This is a genomic window from Vibrio sp. A1-1, assembly GCF_021728175.1.
GTDB lineage: Bacteria > Pseudomonadota > Gammaproteobacteria > Enterobacterales > Vibrionaceae > Vibrio > Vibrio diabolicus.
Genome location: NZ_JAKKCL010000004.1, coordinates 149206 through 167171 on the forward strand (window position 1 = coordinate 149206; position 17966 = coordinate 167171).

17 protein-coding genes are annotated in these 17966 nt (G+C 44.0%); 8 read left to right on the forward strand and 9 right to left on the reverse strand.

Features of this window, described 5'->3' with window-relative positions:
- Window positions 1-745: 745 nt before the first annotated feature.
- From L3V30_RS09105 to L3V30_RS09120, 4 genes are all read right to left on the reverse strand, one after another.
- Entirely contained in the window at window positions 746-2092 is a 1347-nt protein-coding gene (locus L3V30_RS09105; RefSeq protein WP_005396363.1) for a magnesium transporter, read from the reverse strand.
- Between the two features lie 112 nt (window positions 2093-2204).
- Complete coding sequence (locus tag L3V30_RS09110) at window positions 2205-3527, reverse strand: AarF/ABC1/UbiB kinase family protein (protein ID WP_237308766.1); 1323 nt, start codon at window positions 3525-3527, stop codon at window positions 2205-2207.
- Window positions 3528-3628: 101 nt separating this feature from the next.
- Entirely contained in the window at window positions 3629-4852 is a 1224-nt protein-coding gene (locus tag L3V30_RS09115) for a biotin/lipoyl-binding protein (RefSeq protein WP_237308767.1), read from the reverse strand.
- The gene (locus tag L3V30_RS09120; protein WP_237308768.1) at window positions 4852-5178 is read right to left on the reverse strand and encodes an MFS transporter; all 327 of its coding nucleotides are present in this window, start codon (window positions 5176-5178) and stop codon (window positions 4852-4854) included. Before L3V30_RS09120 ends, L3V30_RS09115 begins: the two co-directional genes overlap by 1 nt.
- Window positions 5179-5285: 107 nt before the next feature.
- Here L3V30_RS09120 and L3V30_RS09125 point away from each other — a divergent pair, with 107 nt between their 5' ends.
- A complete protein-coding gene (locus L3V30_RS09125; protein ID WP_237308769.1) occupies window positions 5286-6287 on the forward strand; it encodes an AraC family transcriptional regulator in 1002 nt (333 codons plus the stop codon).
- Between the two features lie 85 nt (window positions 6288-6372).
- Here the strand turns inward: L3V30_RS09125 and L3V30_RS09130 are convergent, their stop codons facing one another.
- Both L3V30_RS09130 and L3V30_RS09135 read right to left on the reverse strand, forming a co-directional pair.
- A complete protein-coding gene (locus tag L3V30_RS09130; protein WP_237308770.1) occupies window positions 6373-7062 on the reverse strand; it encodes a hypothetical protein in 690 nt (229 codons plus the stop codon).
- Window positions 7063-7074: 12 nt separating this feature from the next.
- The gene (locus L3V30_RS09135; RefSeq protein WP_047008110.1) at window positions 7075-8616 is read right to left on the reverse strand and encodes a hypothetical protein; all 1542 of its coding nucleotides are present in this window, start codon (window positions 8614-8616) and stop codon (window positions 7075-7077) included.
- A 366-nt stretch (window positions 8617-8982) separates the two neighbouring features.
- Here L3V30_RS09135 and L3V30_RS09140 point away from each other — a divergent pair, with 366 nt between their 5' ends.
- Complete coding sequence (locus L3V30_RS09140; protein ID WP_237308771.1) at window positions 8983-9675, forward strand: response regulator transcription factor; 693 nt, start codon at window positions 8983-8985, stop codon at window positions 9673-9675.
- Between the two features lie 3 nt (window positions 9676-9678).
- Complete coding sequence (locus tag L3V30_RS09145; RefSeq protein ID WP_048624822.1) at window positions 9679-11001, forward strand: ATP-binding protein; 1323 nt, start codon at window positions 9679-9681, stop codon at window positions 10999-11001.
- Here the strand turns inward: L3V30_RS09145 and L3V30_RS09150 are convergent.
- A complete protein-coding gene (locus tag L3V30_RS09150; protein ID WP_237308772.1) occupies window positions 10982-11638 on the reverse strand; it encodes a pyridoxamine 5'-phosphate oxidase family protein in 657 nt (218 codons plus the stop codon). The two genes, L3V30_RS09145 and L3V30_RS09150, sit on opposite strands and share 20 nt — an antisense overlap.
- Window positions 11639-11738: 100 nt before the next feature.
- Here L3V30_RS09150 and L3V30_RS09155 point away from each other — a divergent pair, with 100 nt between their 5' ends.
- A complete protein-coding gene (locus tag L3V30_RS09155) occupies window positions 11739-13184 on the forward strand; it encodes a PLP-dependent aminotransferase family protein (protein ID WP_237308773.1) in 1446 nt (481 codons plus the stop codon).
- Here the strand turns inward: L3V30_RS09155 and yjeH are convergent, their stop codons facing one another.
- Entirely contained in the window at window positions 13185-14447 is a 1263-nt protein-coding gene (yjeH, locus tag L3V30_RS09160; protein WP_006741172.1) for an L-methionine/branched-chain amino acid transporter, read from the reverse strand.
- A gap of 327 nt (window positions 14448-14774) precedes the next feature.
- Between yjeH and L3V30_RS09165 the strand changes: the two genes are divergently transcribed.
- The 4 genes from L3V30_RS09165 (at window position 14775) to L3V30_RS09180 (ending at window position 17555) form a co-directional block, all read left to right on the forward strand.
- Entirely contained in the window at window positions 14775-15230 is a 456-nt protein-coding gene (locus L3V30_RS09165) for an Lrp/AsnC family transcriptional regulator (RefSeq protein WP_005396378.1), read from the forward strand.
- 42 nt (window positions 15231-15272) lie between these two features.
- Window positions 15273-16187: a LysR family transcriptional regulator gene (locus L3V30_RS09170; RefSeq protein WP_104972357.1), complete on the forward strand. Its 915-nt coding sequence runs from the start codon at window positions 15273-15275 to the stop codon at window positions 16185-16187.
- A gap of 95 nt (window positions 16188-16282) precedes the next feature.
- On the forward strand, window positions 16283-16897 hold the full coding sequence (locus L3V30_RS09175; RefSeq protein ID WP_048624827.1) for a LysE family translocator: 615 nt from the start codon (window positions 16283-16285) through the stop codon (window positions 16895-16897).
- A gap of 418 nt (window positions 16898-17315) precedes the next feature.
- Complete coding sequence (locus tag L3V30_RS09180; protein ID WP_237308774.1) at window positions 17316-17555, forward strand: hypothetical protein; 240 nt, start codon at window positions 17316-17318, stop codon at window positions 17553-17555.
- Between the two features lie 126 nt (window positions 17556-17681).
- Here the strand turns inward: L3V30_RS09180 and L3V30_RS09185 are convergent, their stop codons facing one another.
- On the reverse strand, window positions 17682-17903 hold the full coding sequence (locus L3V30_RS09185) for a hypothetical protein (protein WP_005397748.1): 222 nt from the start codon (window positions 17901-17903) through the stop codon (window positions 17682-17684).
- Window positions 17904-17966: the final 63 nt, after the last annotated feature.

Below are 17966 nucleotides of genomic sequence, written 5' to 3' on the forward strand. Positions count from 1 at the left end.
GTATTATCGTGATGTAAATTTAATAGTCAATGATAAAATTGCAATTTAAACGTTTGCTTGATTTTTGGTTTCTGTTTTTTCTTTAAATAACAATGGTTTGGTTTTTAAGTTCTAAAAGTGAAAAGTTTATTTTTACGTATTTTCTATGATTTATAGACAGGTTTTATATGTGAAATGAATGTTTTGAATTGCTATTTGTGCTTATGGATTAAATTTATCTATAACTCTAGATTGTTCAGTCAATTTCTATGAAAAGAAAACGATTTCATGATGAGCGTTTTGGTTTGGACATTATTTTTTCTTTTTTGGGTGTGTTTTCTTGGTTTTATTTGGGTTAGGTGGTTTGTTTTTGTTGAAGTCGGTATTTCTAATGGGTTAGTGAGGGGATATTTGAATTTTATAAACAGTAAACAATCTGTTGTGGGCAAGAAAAGTACAACCGAGCTCGGTCAGAGGATAAGAGGGCAATAGCCACATAAAAAAATAGCCAACCGCAAAGAGTGCGATTGGCTTATATACATGTGAACAAAATCAAGTTCACTAACAACGTCAGTTGGCTAGGTGACCCTCGGCTTAAGAAGGGTCGATTTATATAATGCAGTTACTGTGCCAACTTTAATATGCCCTAAAATACGTAGTTTCTGTGACATGCGTTGCTTAAAGTTTGAGTTTGTTTGCAATTTGCAACTGCGTTATGCAATTTGACTCTATTATGCTAATGATTGATTAATAAACAGTGGACTTTTTAGAGCATGACTAAACTCGCCGTTCCCAAAAAGGCGAAAAAACCAACCACATCTGTCACCGTCGTTAGAATAACCGAACCTGCTAAGGCTGGATCCAATTTAAACTTATCCAAAATAATGGGTATCAACACGCCAAATAAAGCAGCGGTAATAATGTTGACGATAATGGCCAGCGCGATGGTTCCACCTAAAACTGGCGATTGGAACCACAATCCGGCTAACCCGCCGATGATTAGCGCCCAAGCAATGCCGTTCAGTGAGCCTATGCCCAACTCATTTTTTAAGAATTTGAATCGGTTACCTGGGGTAATCTGATTAAGCGCCATCGCACGAACCATTAGAGTCAGCGTTTGGCTGCCTGCAATGCCACCCATCGATGCAACAATTGGCATTAGTACGGCTAAAGCCACCACTTGAGCAATCACGTCTTCAAATAGCCCGATAGTGACAGACGCTAAAATTGCAGTCAGCAAATTGATGCCCAGCCACACGCCGCGTTTTTGTGAGCTTTTTAATACTGGCGCAAACAAGTCATCGCCTTCATCCATACCAGTACCGGCCATTAAGCGCGCTTCGTAGATTTCACGTTGCGTACTCAATGCAAATTGCCAATCGACTTCACCAATCAGAGTTTGGTCTGCATCAGTCACAGGCAGAGCGGGCAGTGTGCTGTGCTCTAATGCTTCTACCGCTTCGGGAAGCATCATCTTACTGTCTAGCACCGTCACCGCTTCAATAACGAGTGTTTTCAAGCGAGTATCAGGATCACTACGTAAAATTTCGTAGTAATTGACTGTCCCTCGATACTGTTTATTACGGTTGATCAGGTAGACTTGTTGAGGCGTGTCGTAGCTATAGCGCTCCATTAACTGCTTAGCCGTTCCAATCGTAATATTAAAGGGCAGGGTGATGATTTTACGCTCAGCCCAGTGGCCGAGTTCTTCATCTTCATATTCGTTTGCTTGATCGTAAAGCTCTAACTCATCTTTTTCGATTAACGCGAGCGCTTCGTTGATGATCGACTCAGGCAACGAATCCGCCCATTCGATCAGCGATAAGTTATCAAGTTTAGCGAGGGTGAGTTTTAGCTCGACTTCAGATAATGCATTGATGATAGAAAAACGTACGTCGGCACGCATTTCCGTTAACACGTCGATATGTAGCTCTAGTGGTAAAGCTCGCCATAAGCGAACACGATCATCGATTGGAAAGGCTTCCAGAATTAGGGCGACTGCGCCAGGTTCGAGACCCGCTTCAATAGATTCATTGAGCGTTGCGACTTGATCCGCTTCTTCGGCTTGGCCAATTTGCTGGATTAGAGTGGAGAGATCTTGAAACTTGCTCACCGAGTACCCCGATAGTTAATTCGTTTTATGGAAGTATGGCATGTTATTGAGATGCACAACTATGCATCTTAACCTTGCTCAAGGTACTTGAAAGTAACAGAAAAACAATAGGCTATTCGCTGTTGATAGTGAGATATGGCTGTACCAATTGGCGAATGTTCACTTTTGCGCCAATTCTCGCTGCGAGCAAATACATTCCACCAATTTTACGATGTAAAAATAGGGCATCGGCAGGTGGGGTATGCCAGTACTCTTGTTCCATGCTCAAAATAGTGCCAGCTTCGCGAAGTTTTTGCGCTAAGCCACTGGCTTTAAAATCATATGGCTCATCAACCAACATGGGTTCACATGCCATTTTTACTAAATCGAGAATCGCTTGGCGCTGGTCAGGTAGGATGGTTTGGCTGAAGAAGCCAATTTGTTCAAGCGCGTCATTCAAGCCTTGTTCGTCATTATTGATGACGGACGCAAAGGCTTTGCGATAGCCGGCACTGAATCGTTCGCTGTATTCGCGAGTTGCACCGAAATCTAACAAGCCGATTTGGCGAGTACTTTCAATGTACAAGTAATTGGCGAAGTTAGGGTCGGTTTGCACCATCTTGAATTCGAACAGCTCTCTGAACAGCAATTCGAGCAAACTGTGCATGACAAAATCTCGCGTACTTTGATCATAATGTTCGATGTGTTCAATGGGTACGCCGTCAATAAACTCCATGGCGAGAACGGAGTCTGAGCAACTTTCAGTGTGAATCTTTGGTACGACAAAATGAGGATGCTCCTTCAAAGCATCATGGTAACGAATCGCAAATTGCGCTTCTCGGGTGTAATCGGCTTCATCATGCAATTGCTTTTTCGCTTCTTCGAGCAATCCTTTGTAGTCGACAGACTCGGGAATCAACCCAACGACCTTGAGCAGTGTACCGACATTATCGACGTCGCTATCAATACTTTTCCGTATGCCCGGATATTGCACTTTGACGGCTAGGTTATCGCCCGCATCGCTGTAGGCTTGGTGCACTTGTCCTATTGATGCACTGGCGATTGGTTTGAAGTTAAATGATAGAAACTCAGCTTTCCAATTCGTTCCAAGCGAACTTTCCATTACTGCGTTGAGTTGTTTTGCAGGCATTGGGTCTGCGTCGGAACGAAGACGGGAAAGAATATCGGCAAGTTCAGGTTCTAAAACATCACCAGCATCCATTGAGAGCATTTGACCAAGCTTCATTGCAGCGCCACGTAGGTGAGCAAGTTGGTCGGTTAAACGCGCGATGTTTTGCGGCGTCAGCAATAGGTCTTTCGCTTTTGGTTTGTTGCCTTTGGCTATCTGCTTCGTGCCTTCTGCAATCACATTGCCTGCGACACGGGTAGCAAGTGAGGCGAATTTGCTGAATCTTGAGATGCGATGGGTAGGTAGGCTTCTTTCCTTTGCCGACATGAATCTTCTCCGCTATTTACTAACTAATTGTTATACGGGAAAAGGATATGTTTGGATACAAATGAAAAGAAAACCGCCAGCGTAACTGGCGGTTTGCGAGTTTAGATAGAGTAGAAGAAGTACAGTTGAGACTTCATTCGGATGATGATCCCGCGAATCACATCTAAGAAGGCCATGAAGCCTATCGGTTTTTCACCGCTGACCCATGCGAGGCCAACAGAGCCAACAGGGATGTCGTAGCCTTCTGGCTCATCAATCTTAAGACGAACAAAGTGGTGTTTGTTCTGTAAGTTCTTTCCAGTGGTGACACGTACGGAATCATCGAAACCCAGTAGATTACCTTGTGACTCACCTGTTGCTTCAACAATGCCTTCAACGGTCGCTGAGAAGATCTTACCTGGGTAAACGGACGAAGAGAATTCCGCTGGCTGACCCGGTTTGATGTTACGAATCGCCTGGTGGTTGACTCGCATCAGCACGTACTTCTCGTTAGTGTACATGTTGATACGCGGCATCATCGATACACGCTGACCTTCACGTAGGATAAAGTTGGTGACAAAGCCATCTGTTGGGGCATGAACTTTTGTGCTATTCAAATCCCATTGCGCTTTTGCAATTTGCTCTTCAGCTTGGCGCAGTTCGGCTTGTTTGGTTTCAACTGCAAGTTCCGCTTTATGAATCGCCAGTTTTGCACGGGAAATATCGACTTGTTTCTTCTTAATTTGAGACTCAAGGGTCAACACGTTGTGACGTGCCATATCAACCGCACTCGATTGTTTGTCGATATCGCTTTCCGTGATGGTGTTTTGCACCACTCGGTTTTGCTCAAGATAACGATCTAGCATTTTTTTCTGCAATTTGTAGTCAACTTTCGCCGCTTCCAACTGGCTCTTGGATGTTTCTAGATCTTGCACTAGCGCTTCGTGATTCGCTTCTTCAATCTCGATGTCGCCTTTTGCCGTAGCTAATGCGACTCGTGCAGAATCGGCGGATACGTTCGCCTGATTTAATGCGATTTCGTATTGAGTTGGGTCAAGTTCATAAATAAGCTGACCTTCTTTAACTTGTTGATTTGGCTTAATGTAAATATGGTCAACTTTACCCTTCACATTGGTTGAATCTGGACGCAATTGGATGTGTGGTGACTGCACGACAGAACCACCGGATAAATCCATCGGGGTGAAGTTAATCAAACCTACCCATACGAACATCAGCCAACTCAAACCGCCAAGATAAGCGAACGATTTGGTTGCTTTGTTCCAAGGCATGCCAACCAAACGCAGCAAATAGATGAAGAGTGCCCATACCGCTAAACCTTCTAACATTACGCTTCCTCTTTTGGCTGTGTTTCTGTTTGCGGTTTACTTCTCCATGTATCACGCAGATTGATGATGGCTTTTTCCATATCAACAAATGCAAAGATCACAGCTAGCACCCAAACCCAGTGCCAGACAAACCCAATCCAGGTGAGCGCACTGATGAGCCCTATCTGATGATGGTCTTTGCTGTGCGCCTTATTAATTGGCAACTCATGGATTTTCCAAAAGCCGTAACACGCGCCCGCGACACTCGCGATTAAAACGACAGCAGCGACAACATGTAACGCTGTATCTGCACCAGTTCCGACAAATGGGACACTCAGTAAACTCATTAAACACTCCTCTATCAAACGGTTGGCGTATTGTGATCTGGATTTGATTTAGGTCTTTCTTTGTGACAGATTCAATCAATAGAGGATTAAATTTGATGTGATTGGTAATGAAGAGGGTTCGATTTATTCGCGCGATGGGCATTCTAAACATGCATAACCTCGCGTTATCTAAATATAATTTGGGCTCGGATGAACTGGGGATTCCGTCGTCGGTATTTCACAACCCAATGACACTGATCCCGCTAAAAGCCGTCGCAGAATGGTATCGTTGTGTTGAACAAGCCAGTGGTGACCCGGATGTGGTTTTGAGTCTCAGCCGAGGTATTGAACTGCAAAAGCTTGGGCCTGTGGGACGCTGGCTATTTTCTGGGAATGATTTAGCCAGCGCGATTCGACGCGTTAATTATGGTGCGAGTAACTTACAATCTGGGGCGTTTTTTGCTGGCGAACAGTCGGGCAAAATCATCAAATGGACTTACCACAATCCGTTTATAGAAACGTCAGTAAAGGTGCACGATAGTATCCGCTGTGCGGTATTTATGATTAAAGTGCTACGCGAATTTCTTGGTAAAGACTATCAGCCTTTGCGCGTCAAGATTTCAGGGTCGAGAAAAAATACTGAGCGATACCGGGAATATTTCGGCTGCGAGGTGGAATGGAGTCAGCCAAAAACAGAAATATGGATCCCGGGAGATGACCGATTAGCTTCCCGCCAAGTGAGCCATCGCGAAGACCGCCGTCTAGCGATGAGTTTTTCCGATTTGGATGATTTGCTTAATATGCCCGACCCAGAAGATGAGTTGAAAGTGATTTATGAAGTGGTGAACTACAGCAGTCATTATGGATTGCCAACGTTAGAGCGCGTTTCTTCTCTGCTTGATTTATCTGAGCAGCAGTTTCAACGTCGTTTGCACAAATTAGGCCTCAACTTCTCGATGGTATCCGGCTATGTATTGAGTAATGTTGCGGCTGGGTTATTGAGTAAGCGCGTGAGTATTGATGACATAGCCATGCGCCTGGGTTACACCAATGTGGCGAGCTTCAATCGTATGTTTAAGAAACATCGTGGATTAACGCCCAAGCAGTATACGGGAAGATTAGATAAGTAGTGCTTCACTTATCTCTATGAGTACAAGCAATAAAAGCCCTCAAAGTAGAGGGCTTTGTTATTTTTTGTGTCGTTTTATATGATGGCTATTTCTTAGGACGCCAACTTAGTGCACTTGCAACAGCGCCGATGGCAATTACATCCTTTTTTTGTTCGCTAAGTTCAGGGAGCATTTGTACCGCAATGGTACCGTTCGTCTGCACAGCGGCAATTTCTTGTGTGCCTTCCTTAAAGCTATAACCCAATGGAATGTCTACCGCCATCATGGCGTCAGGACTAGTATGTACGGTTTCTACATTAAAGTGTGTGTTGCCAATACGCACTACGCCAGTCTCTTTTTTCTCAAAGCTGATGTCGATGAGAGCGGATTTTGGCTCCATGGCAAATTCTCCCACTTTGACGCCATCTTGGGTGATATCACAGGTGTAAGGATCATTCCCACCAAAATCGACGCCCATGTAGTTAACCGACATACCGCCTCCAGAGCAGCTCAGAAGCCAAGTTTCCCCGTTGTCGATACGAGTAACTTCTGCGCCCATCGCACCTTCTTTGAAAGAGATATGGTTAAACCAACTTGAGTTAGAAGCACTGCGTGAATAGTTGCCTTTGTACTTACCAGCAAAATCAAAATGACCATCTGCACCGAATCCCCAAAAATCTCCGTCGGTTTTGATCAGCATTTCTGGTTGTGCTTTTACGGCATCAGTACGATCCATGACAGCTAGGCCACCACAACCTACAAGGAGTAGGGGAGCGAATAGAGTAAGTTTCTTCATGTTTTTCATCGTTTATAGCTCGGTTACATCTAAGATTTGGTCGGTGAATTGGATCTTTTGAATGTCGTACAACTCATCCGAGCCTGTACTCGGGCACTTAACAGAAACGCTCTTTGCTTTGATAACAGTACATTCTGCCAGTTTGTGTGGCACGATATAGGTGTTGATACCACCTTCACCATAAATGCTGTTGTCTTTGCTGTTGCCTTCAAAGGTATTGTTTTGGTCATTACCGATGACATTCATTGCGTCGTCGCCAATGATCTTCACTCTTGTCAGCCACTGAGATTTGTAGGTGTATGCTTCTATCAAGCCGTCTTTGTTGGGAGCCATACGGAAGGTAGGCACTGTGCCTGGATTTGTCTTTTCTGTGTAAAGTTTGACGCCCGCAGAGTCGATGTTCGCGGTGTATTGCAAGTATCCGTGGAATAAGCCGCTGATCCAATCAACGGCTTGTGGATCTTGAGTTTGCATTTCTTCACGTGTTAACGCTTGGTAGCCATCTAAACCTTGTCCGTTTGCTTTTGCTACACCCATGTAAGCTTCAAAAGCGGCAGCAAAGTATTCGTGAGAATATGAAGGGCCCGTTTGTTTAACACTTTCAGGATCGAAGTCGTCCGATTTCCAATCGTCCCAGTCATACTGAGTTGGGCGCCACACCGTCGGTTTGCCCGCTTGAATATCGTTATAGATTTTTAACGCATGAGCTTGAATGTCATTTTGCAGTGCCGCAGTCCCCGTGTTAGGTGCAATACCTTGCGCTTGGACCAAGTGTAAAATTTCTTCAAAAGCGGCGTCTCGTTCGGCTTTTTTACCAAGATTGGCACAGTAATCGGCAAAATTACTCATGTAATGGCAATCGCCTTCAACTGTCAGTTCTCGATACATCAAAGATTGGCTGTTCCTTAGCCAGTTTGGTGTTTCTTTACTATTTACTAATGTTGCCACGATAGATGTGACAAGTGTATCCATATCTTCTTCGTTAAGTACCATCATGCTTACAACAAACTTTTCTAGAGAACTCGTATCAAAAGAGTGTGCTAAGCCCGAGTTTGTCACTGCATCGTTCAGTTTGTCTTGGCGAATCAGTTCGTTGATAAAGATTTTGGTTAACATCTCATCATTCTGTTCGTCGTTTTCGGTCAGCATTAGTGTGGCATCACGCTCGGCTAATGTCTTAGCGATACGAGACTTGTCAGCGCCGTACTTAGAGTCTGGTTGGTTTGTGAGAAGGTGTTGGATGATTTTGGCTGCACGAAAGATTTTTTCATTATTCGCACCGTCATCAACAGCCACAATGTGAAATGCATCATTGTTATTTGCTTCAGAAAGGGAGATTTTCACATAGTGGGTGAAGCCCGCATCAGCAGCCACTTTTAACTTGGCTGGAAGCTCTGTAGAAACGACAGTTGGGATTGTGACAGTGCTCAATGTTGGCGCTGGTGGTGTTGGAGGTGTCGTTGTCGATGGTTTCGAATTAGATTCACTGCCGCCGCAAGCAGTTAGACTTATCGCGCAAAATATGGCTAAAGGTGTTAATTGGGAATATCTCATTTCATGTTACTCGTAGACTTTATTAGAGCAAGAAACTTAGAAGCAACATAAAGTCCTGTCTATATAAGCAAACCAAGTCATATATATCGATATTGTTTTTTGGTAAGGACTATCATTCGATATATTTAAAAATGTATTAGATTTTTATTCCGAAATTTATTTTTTATGTGAAGCTATATTCTGCTAATAAATAAAACATCAGGTTATTGCATGGTTTTAGGGGCGTGGAATGATTAGGATTATCGTATATGTATGGTTTGTAAGCGTATGTAAGCCCGCTTTTTATTAAAATTATCATTTAAGTGGGTTGCGCAGTATAGGACGAGCGATATACTCCCTCCATCATATTGGTGGAGTAAATGATTCATGGTGGGCAATACAATCTTACTGGTAGAAGACGACTCTGAGATTGCTCGATTAACCAAAATGTACCTCGAAGCCGAAGGCTATACAGTAACCGTTATCGACAACGGTCAAAATGCATTAGAAACGATTCACGGACTCAATCCGGACCTAGTGCTGTTAGATTTGATGTTACCGGGAAAAAATGGCACAGAAATATGCCAAGAGGCACGTAAATTTTATCATGGGATTATCATTGTTTTGACTGCAACCGATGATGAAATGAGCGAGGTGAGCTTATTTAAGTTCGGTGCTGATGATTACCTTACCAAACCGATAAAAGGCAATATCCTTCTCGCCCGTATTGAAGCGGCGTTGCGTCGCTATCGTCGTCAAGTTGATACCGTTGAAGAAGAAAAGCTGAGCCGATATGGCATTAGCCTTTGTCTTCGTCGCTCCCAAGCATTTTATTTGCAAAAAGATATTGGTTTAACGAGCTCTGAGTTTGAAATTCTAGAGCTCCTGATGCTGAATGTCGATAAGCCAGTATCTCGTGAATCATGTTGCCGTCTTGCCAGAGGCATTGAATACTGCATTACTGATCGTTCGATTGATATGCGTATATCCTCACTAAGGAAGAAATTCTCTAAGGCTCATATCCATACCGCTACCATTAAGACCATACGTCACCACGGCTACATGCTGACAGGTAAATGACGCATGTTTTCCCTGTTTACTCGTCTATATGTGGGGTTAGTTACTGGCCTTGCGCTGACTGTTGCTTTGTTTCTCTTTATGGGGGAAGAGTACATGCGCAAAACAGAAGTCGGTGTTTTTTTGAGTGATGGTGCTTATTTTGTCGATCAATACATTGAGCAACGAGGCACTCCGGATTCTCTCTACAAGAAGTTAACCGAAAACGGCAAGCAAGATTTCTTTATCTTTGATTTAACATTGGTTGAAAACTGGGACGGATCACCGCCTTGTCGAGATTGTAAGCTGCTGTACCGAATACAGGGGATACCTGTTTATCTTATTGATGGCAGTACCTATGCTGCGGTATTCCCTTTACCTAACACCTCGAAGAGTTTAGTTTTCAAAGAAAAAACGGATTTCTTTAGCCCAGATGTTGATTGGAATGAAGATTCTGAGATTGTATTTATACTGACTCTACTTTTGGTTGTTGTGTGCAGTTTAGGCATTATGGTTTACATACCTGTACGACGTCTTGACCGCCAAATTAGGCAACTAACGGCTGCACAACAACAATTTGGTTCTGGTGAGTTGAATACGCGAGTCGATCTAAAGCAATTTTCGCAACCCGTGAAAGAGCTCGCCCAAGGCTTCAACTGCATGTCTGAAGAGATTGAGAGACGAGTACGCCAAACACACATCTTTACTCAAGCTATTCCTCATGAAGTGCGCACTCCGCTGAGTCGTATTCAGCTAGCGACGGATTTAGCTAGGCGCACGAGTGGTGAAATGCAGGCAGAGTTACATGACGATATTGAACGATACGTTGATGTAGTGACGGATTTAACTTCCGACATCGTCATGCTGTCTCGCTTGAGTGTGAAAAACCACTCTTGGGTCGATTCTGTTGAAACCATGGAACTGCCACTTTGGTGCAAAAGCCGTATGAATTACCTAGGCTTAGAGTCCGCCATGTTGAGAGCGGAAAATGAACTCGCGAACCAATTGATTCACTTTCAGCCTACTTTGGGTAACCTCGTCCTCGATAATTTACTGCAAAACGCCAAGCGTTACGGTGAATCCTGCGTTGAGGTGACGATTCGAATGGTAGCGGATTGCTGGAGCATCGATATTGAGGACGATGGTCCGGGCGTACCTGAAGCGATGCGAGAAGAAGTATTTATGCCATTTTCGCGTTTAGACAAAAGCCGCAACGCCGACGTGAAAGGCTTTGGTTTAGGGCTTGCCATCGCTACCAGTGCAGCGAGGCAATTAGGTTGGGAACTTTCTGTCGGCGAGAGTCACTTAGGCGGCGCACGTTTTACGGTGCTTATTCCTGCCAACGATTAGAGTAGGCACTGCGGTAGTCTGGTTCAGCGATACCTTCATACAAATCTTCACAAGCTTGCAGTGGACCTACGACAGTTCGGTAGGGTAGGACACCTGCCCAAACAGGAATGTCCATGTCTTCCGCATCGTCGTTGACGCCAAAATTGCTGATTTTCACAGATGCCTCTGTGAGTGGGATACGCAGTAGCATGGTGGCTTTGAGTTCTTTTTCATTACTCAAACGGACTTGTTCTGTTCTCCCCGGAGCGATCTGTTCAATAAAGTGATTCAGCAACCTGTCTTTCTCTTGGTTATCTTCCACCACCTCAAACTGGCCAAAGACCACAGCACTGCGATAATGCGCACTGTGGTGAAACGCACTTCGAGCCAATACCCAACCATCAAACAAAGTAAAGGTTAAGCACGTTTGCACTCCTTGTTTGAGTGAGCGTAACAGTCGACTGTTGTTGGCACCATGGATATACACGTAATCATCGACACGCCATGCCAGCATAGGGATGACCACAGGGCCTGACTCGTTGGTTATCGCAATATGAGCGATTAGGCTTTCATCTATGATGGCGTGCAGTTTGCTAACATCAGAGACGGCTTTATGTGCGCCTTTCTTAATTTCCGTTCTATTGGTGTTGGATAGCATTTTCTCTCCTTGTTTGCTCACGATTACGAGCGATTGATCCTCATTCTTTGATTGCAATGTAGCGTTTAACTGGTAGCTTAAAGAGAGCCACTTTTAACTAATGGATGGATCCAGTTTGTCTTTGATTGATATCGGTGACCTGCATTTAAAAGACAGTGATGGAACGCGTCAGCAAGCGTTGTTTTTTGCTATTCGCAAGAAAATTGTTCAAGGACTGTGGATGAAGAATGGGAAGCTGCCTTCTACGCGGAAGCTTTCACAAGCGCTTAATCTAAGTAGGAATACCGTGATTTCTGCTTACGAGCAGTTAGTGGCGGAAGGTTACTTGAACAGCCAAAAAGGTTCTGGTTTTTATGTTGCCGTAGAACTGCCAGAGCAGTACTTGCCTGAACCTAGTTTAGTTCAGAGAGACTCATCACCGAAAACCAACTTTGACATCAACCGCGCATTTGCACCGGGTGTGCCGGATTTGGACGCATTTCCGATGGCGCAATGGCAAAAGTTACTTGCTCGCCACATGTCCCGCCCCTGCTTGTTGGGGAATCAAGATATTCAGGGTAGTTGGGCATTGCGCAGTGCTTTAGCTGACTACCTCGCATCAAGTCGCTCAGTGAATTGTTCTCCAGAGCGCATTATTATTACCTCTGGGGCACAGCAAGCGTTGTCAATCGCGACGATGGTAGCTCTAAAACAAGGTGATAAGGTTTTGATGGAGCAACCGGGTTACGCGCAAATGCGGAAGTTGATTCAGTTCCAAAACTATCAATTTGAGCCTTTGTTCGTAAGAGAGAAATTAGGCTTTGATGTGGAAGCTGTGACCTCAAGCGATGCCGATGCGCTGTATATCACACCAAGTAATCAATATCCGATGGGGACCACACTCAATACCGAGCAAAGAGGAAAGATCATCAACTGGGCGGTCGAGCAATCAAGTTGGATCATCGAGGACGATTATGACAGCGAATTTCAGTTTGCTCATCGTCCCTACACCAGCTTACAGGGGCTAGCCGCTCAAATGGGTCGAGATGAGCATGTGTTGTATGTGGGTTCCTTCAGTAAAGTGATGTTTAACGGATTGCGGCTTGGCTACCTGGTGGTTCCTGAACGTTTAGTAGAGCAATGCTTAGTGGTTAAAGATGCGTTAAGTGGTGATTCACCGACGCACACTCAAGAAGCGTTGGCAGATTTTATTACCGAGGGTGGGTTGTTGCGCCATATCCGAAAAATGCGCCGACTATATAAAACCAAGCATGAACAGATGCATTTATCCATTCAACAGCATTTTGGCGACAGTGTTTGCGTCGTTAGCCAAGCGGCTGGGCTTCATATTACGTTGAAATGGCAAAACGGTATAGATGAGCTGCGTTTTACAAAACTGGCAGAGCATGAAGGGATCATATTGCGACCTTTGAGCTATTATGAACATCCAGGTTTCCAAGCACGTCACTGGCATGGTGCCGTGCTTGGTTACGGTAATATCGCGTTAGAGAACATAGACGCTGGTATCCAACGTTTAGCCCAAATTTTTCGACATGGGAAGCGGTGACTATTCAACTGCGCGTGTTTGTCGTTTATGTCGCCACTGTTTCCAAGGCAGTAAAAGTAGAGTGAAAATGCCAAGTGCATAAAACATTGACCAGCCTAAACATATAAAAACACCGGTACAAAGCAGTAGAGAAAGTCCCGCAAGCGCTTTACCAAACCCACGGAGCAATTTATAAGCGGCTAACATCGCCAACATGTAAACCAAAACGAATACACTATTTGCTAGTTTTAGGAAAAACTCCAGATCGAGCTGCGATAGCGTTCCTATCACGCAAGATATTAGCAGTACGCCGCCAACTAATAAGGTGGCTGAGAAAGGGACACCACGACGCGAAATCTTGGCTAGTGGGCTGTAAGGACGATGTTCCCGAGCTTGAGCCCAGACCATTCGCGCTAGGCTCTGTGTGTATAAGTTAACGCTCGCGAAACAAGCGGAGAATCCGATCAAACTGATTATCCATTTGGCCCCATCGCCAAGTAGTTGAGCACTCAACCATGGAATCGATGCATTATCGAATTGAGCATTACCATATGCACCAAACTTTAAAATAACAACAGAGCAAGCCCAGTACGTAGCTCCCGCTACAAAACAACCGACAATAATGGCGATAGGGAAGTCTCTTTGAGGGTTTTTGAATTCTTCCCCCATATGAGCAAAAGCCTCTATGCCAACAAAACACCAGAACATCACGCCAAGCGCTGCGGTAATAGGCCAAATTGACTCTTGTGTGATAGCTGGCATCACGAGATCGGCGCTGTTAACGTCACCTTTCCATAAAAATGTGCCAACGAGCGCAAAGACACTCAAAGCAATAAGAGTTTGTAAATGACCTGATGACTTAGTGCCCATCAAGTTGACGAACACAAGAAGTAATACCGTTAGAATTTGTGCAAACAGATTATTGCTAATAGGCTCTGGCAATATTTGCTGTAGAAAGCCTGCGGCGAGTGCAATCGCGGCCGGAACCCCTACCGGAATGACACTAACAAATAGCCAAGCTACACTACTTTCCAGCTTGGCGTTAAATGCTTTACGCACAAAAAATGCGGTTCCGCCCGCGTTGGGATATCGCTTGCCTAGCTGGGCAAAAGTCAGCGCAATAGGACAAATGGCGATGAATAATAAAATCCAGGCCCATAGTGAAAAATGACCCGCTATGCCTGCTGCAATGGCTGGTATCATAAAAAGCCCCGTTCCCATTAATGTTGTGGATAGTTGGGCGATACCGGATGTGAGTGAAATGTCTTTTTTGAGCTGTTCCATGCTAATTGATTCATCCAATGTTGTAGGGCTTATGACGAAAACGCTTGTGGCTTCTAATTATCTCATTTATTGGAGTTTAATGAGCGCGCTAGTGCGCTGAGTGCATAAGAAGCGTATTTGATTTCAATGCGTTATCGCTCTTTTATTTGAATGGATAACGGTGCTCATCTCATGCTTACCAAATAGCATATCCAAAATCTTAATAACAAAATGATTTACTGAACCGTCAATATGACGGTTGTTTTAAATATTTCCAACAAAATGTTGGTTTCTTATGCAGTTAGAATCGGTATAGAATGAGAAAAATAAGGAAAGCTTGGTAAGTATATGGACAAGTTTGATCACAAGATTGTGGATCTTCTCCGACACAACGCTCGGCTGTCGGTGACTGAAATTGCGGATAAAGTGAACCTTTCTCGTTCTGCGGTGACGGCTCGTATTCGTAAGCTAGAACATGACAAAGTGATTCTCGGGTATCACGCTGAAATTGCCTCTTCAGGCGGGGACTCGATTTGTGCTTATTTTGCTCTAAAGTTCGATAAATCTACATCCACGTATTATTGCGAATCATATGCCGACGAACTATACAAAATCGATGGCGTAAAATGGTGCCATGCAATCAGTGGTGAAACGGATATGATGGTTTTTGTCGAAGTACCTACGATGACTCGTTTGAACGAAATCAGAGATCAAATTCAACGTTACCCAGAGCTAAGGCACCTCATGACTCATACCGTTTTAGCTGAGTTCTTTAATACGACTGGCAACCAGTTTGTGAAATAAGCATCATGGGTGCCATTATTTATTAAACCTTCTTGAGCCGGTATGTTAAACAACATCAATTTGAATCTACTTAGGTCCTTGCATGTACTTTTAGAAGAGTGTCATGTCAGCCGAACTGCAGAACGTTTGCACATTACTCAGTCTGCGGTTAGCCGACAGCTTGCACAATTGCGCGATCTGTGTGGTGACCCACTGCTTATTCGTCAAGGTAATCAGCTGATACCAACCCCGCGAGCAATAGCATTAAAATCAAAGCTTGATGCGTTACTGGCTGAGTTTGACCATTTACTCGATGACAAACCTTTTGAGCCGCAACTGTGGCAAGGCGAGCTGGTTATTGCCTCAAGTGATTACGTGGCACAATACGTTTTGCCCGATATTGCATCTCACTTAGGTGAACAAGCACCACAATTGGATTTGGCGTATCGACTGTGGCAACTAGATTTTATCGATAAGCTTCACGAGTTAGGAATCCATCTTGCTTCTTCTATGTATCCCACTCAGCCTGAAGGTGTATCTAGCATCAATATTGGTTCTGATAAGTCAGTTTGTTTGATGAAGGCGTCTCACCCTTTAGCTGGTAAGGCTTCGATTTCTATAGAGGACCTCATCAGTCATTCGCATATTCAAGTGACGGGTGGGGGAGACAAAGACTCAAGTACTGATATGGCACTAAAAGACAGGGGGCTGATGCGTCATGTTACCTTTAAAGTGCCTTTTTTCTCTGCGGCGGTAAATCGTTTGGTCTCAAGTGACCACTTGATGGTAGTTCCGGAGCACATTGCAAATAATTTGGCCAAGCACTGGCCTTTGGTTCATAAAGCGCTTCCTTTTGAGACACCTACCCATGAATACTGGCTGATGTGGCATCCTAAATACGACAATGATCCAGCTCATCAGTGGGTGCGAGAGCAAATCCACGCGGTGATGAAAATATCGGAATACTCCATCCATTAAGTTATGATTTTAAATCATGACTTTTATGCGAAACTTTGATTTCAAATTATAGCTCTTCAATTGATAGATTGAGTTCAAATGGAGAGAGGTTATTTATGACACTAACAGTTTGGTTATCACTTTTTACCGTGTGTTTACTCGGCGCTATGTCACCTGGGCCTAGCCTAGCAATTGTGGCAAAACATGCTTTGGCTGGTGGACGCATCAATGGTTTGGCAACGGCTTGGGCACACGCTTTTGGAATTGGCGTTTATGCCTTTATCACGCTGATTGGCCTCGCTGTTGTTTTGCAGCAAAGCCCGATGTTGTTCAAGACGATCAGCCTTGCAGGCGCAGCATATCTTGCATATTTAGGGTTCAATGCGCTGCGTTCGAAAGGCGGTGTGGCGGCGAAGTTGGAGTCAGGCGAGGAAACAACGGTAAGCCAGTCCGCTCGAGAAGGTTTTTTTATCTCGATTTTAAGTCCTAAAATTGCTTTGTTTTTTATCGCATTATTCAGTCAGTTTGTAGCGCTAGGTAATGATTTGAGCAATCAAATGATCATTGTTGCTACACCATTTGTTGTGGACGGGCTTTGGTATACCTTTATCACCCTAGTGTTATCAAGCTCTAAAGTGGTGGACAGAATTCGTTCTAAAGCAGTGTTAATTGATCGTTTGTCAGGGATTGTTCTCATGCTATTGGCACTTCGAGTGGTCGTAACCGTATAAGTTTGCAAAGACAACAAAATATTAAAGGCAGCCCGGACGGCTGCCTTTTTCTGCTCTCAGTAAACCCTCATATAATTTACGTAATCTTGACGCTAAATGCAGCTAAAGTTAATACTATCAATAGTGTTACTTTGGTTCACATTATCATTTGTAGTAAGCGCAGCTTTCCAACGCACTGTTATAATTAGAACGAGAGCCACTTAACGTTAATACTAACAGTGTCGCATATTAAGTCGAGAATGCTTTATTGGGTAAAACGGACTTTCCTCTTACTTATCCTATGAAAGGGGTAGAGACTTCATGACCGTTTAGAAGGTGAGAGAGCAATATGCAAAGAATAGTAAATCTAGCTCTAGTAGTAATTTTGACCAGTGTTTGCAGCGTTGCTTGGATATTTCTTTCAACAAAGAGCATATGGGTGTTTTTTGAACTGTTTGTATTCACGATGCTTGGTTTTGGGCTTTTGTACGCGCTACTACAAAAGGTTGATCCTCAGCACTTTGACTTCGTTTTAAATCACATAGAAGAAATAAAGAGAGAAGGCAGAGAAGCTTGCCAAAATGGGACCCCGAAAGAATCTAACCCATACTCTGGTGTTGATGGTGATTTGTGGGAGGCTGGCTACACAGCCTCTCACAACACAAAGATAAAACAATAAGCCGCTAGTTGCTTATTTGACGTTGTGCTTTTCAAAAAAAGCACCCTGCCATTGTAAAGACAGGGTGAAAGCAAGAAGTTTCTCAGGAGCAGTCGGGGGAGAGAAACTTATATAAATTCTATTTACTTATCGGCGAACCTCTTCGAACTCACCTTCGATAGCATCGGCTTTACCAGTATTGAATTCATACTCTTCATGCATTTCTTTCTGCATTTTCTTCACGCGCTTCTCAATACGCTTGCCTGTAATCAATGCTGCGATGGTCAACGGAATCGCAATGATCAAGCTAAATACTAATGTAAAAAAGCCCGTAATCAGTGCCAGTGCGGTAACAATAATCCGATTCATAATCATGACCTCTCTGTAATTCATGTGCTCAGATTAATGCTGTGAACATGAACAAAACATGAA

Bases quoted from the DNA above. Each gene is read 5' to 3' on its own strand.
- L3V30_RS09110 (WP_237308766.1), bottom strand. From the start codon at position 3,527: ATGTCGGCAAAGGAAAGAAGCCTACCTACCCATCGCATCTCAAGATTC.
- L3V30_RS09115 (WP_237308767.1), bottom strand. From the start codon at position 4,852: ATGTTAGAAGGTTTAGCGGTATGGGCACTCTTCATCTATTTGCTGCGT.
- L3V30_RS09120 (WP_237308768.1), bottom strand. From the start codon at position 5,178: ATGAGTTTACTGAGTGTCCCATTTGTCGGAACTGGTGCAGATACAGCG.
- L3V30_RS09125 (WP_237308769.1), top strand. From the start codon at position 5,286: ATGAAGAGGGTTCGATTTATTCGCGCGATGGGCATTCTAAACATGCAT.
- L3V30_RS09130 (WP_237308770.1), bottom strand. From the start codon at position 7,062: ATGAAGAAACTTACTCTATTCGCTCCCCTACTCCTTGTAGGTTGTGGT.
- L3V30_RS09135 (WP_047008110.1), bottom strand. From the start codon at position 8,616: ATGAGATATTCCCAATTAACACCTTTAGCCATATTTTGCGCGATAAGT.
- L3V30_RS09140 (WP_237308771.1), top strand. From the start codon at position 8,983: ATGGTGGGCAATACAATCTTACTGGTAGAAGACGACTCTGAGATTGCT.
- L3V30_RS09145 (WP_048624822.1), top strand. From the start codon at position 9,679: ATGTTTTCCCTGTTTACTCGTCTATATGTGGGGTTAGTTACTGGCCTT.
- L3V30_RS09150 (WP_237308772.1), bottom strand. From the start codon at position 11,638: ATGCTATCCAACACCAATAGAACGGAAATTAAGAAAGGCGCACATAAA.
- L3V30_RS09155 (WP_237308773.1), top strand. From the start codon at position 11,739: ATGGATGGATCCAGTTTGTCTTTGATTGATATCGGTGACCTGCATTTA.
- yjeH (WP_006741172.1), bottom strand. From the start codon at position 14,447: ATGGAACAGCTCAAAAAAGACATTTCACTCACATCCGGTATCGCCCAA.
- L3V30_RS09165 (WP_005396378.1), top strand. From the start codon at position 14,775: ATGGACAAGTTTGATCACAAGATTGTGGATCTTCTCCGACACAACGCT.
- L3V30_RS09170 (WP_104972357.1), top strand. From the start codon at position 15,273: ATGTTAAACAACATCAATTTGAATCTACTTAGGTCCTTGCATGTACTT.
- L3V30_RS09175 (WP_048624827.1), top strand. From the start codon at position 16,283: ATGACACTAACAGTTTGGTTATCACTTTTTACCGTGTGTTTACTCGGC.
- L3V30_RS09185 (WP_005397748.1), bottom strand. From the start codon at position 17,903: ATGAATCGGATTATTGTTACCGCACTGGCACTGATTACGGGCTTTTTT.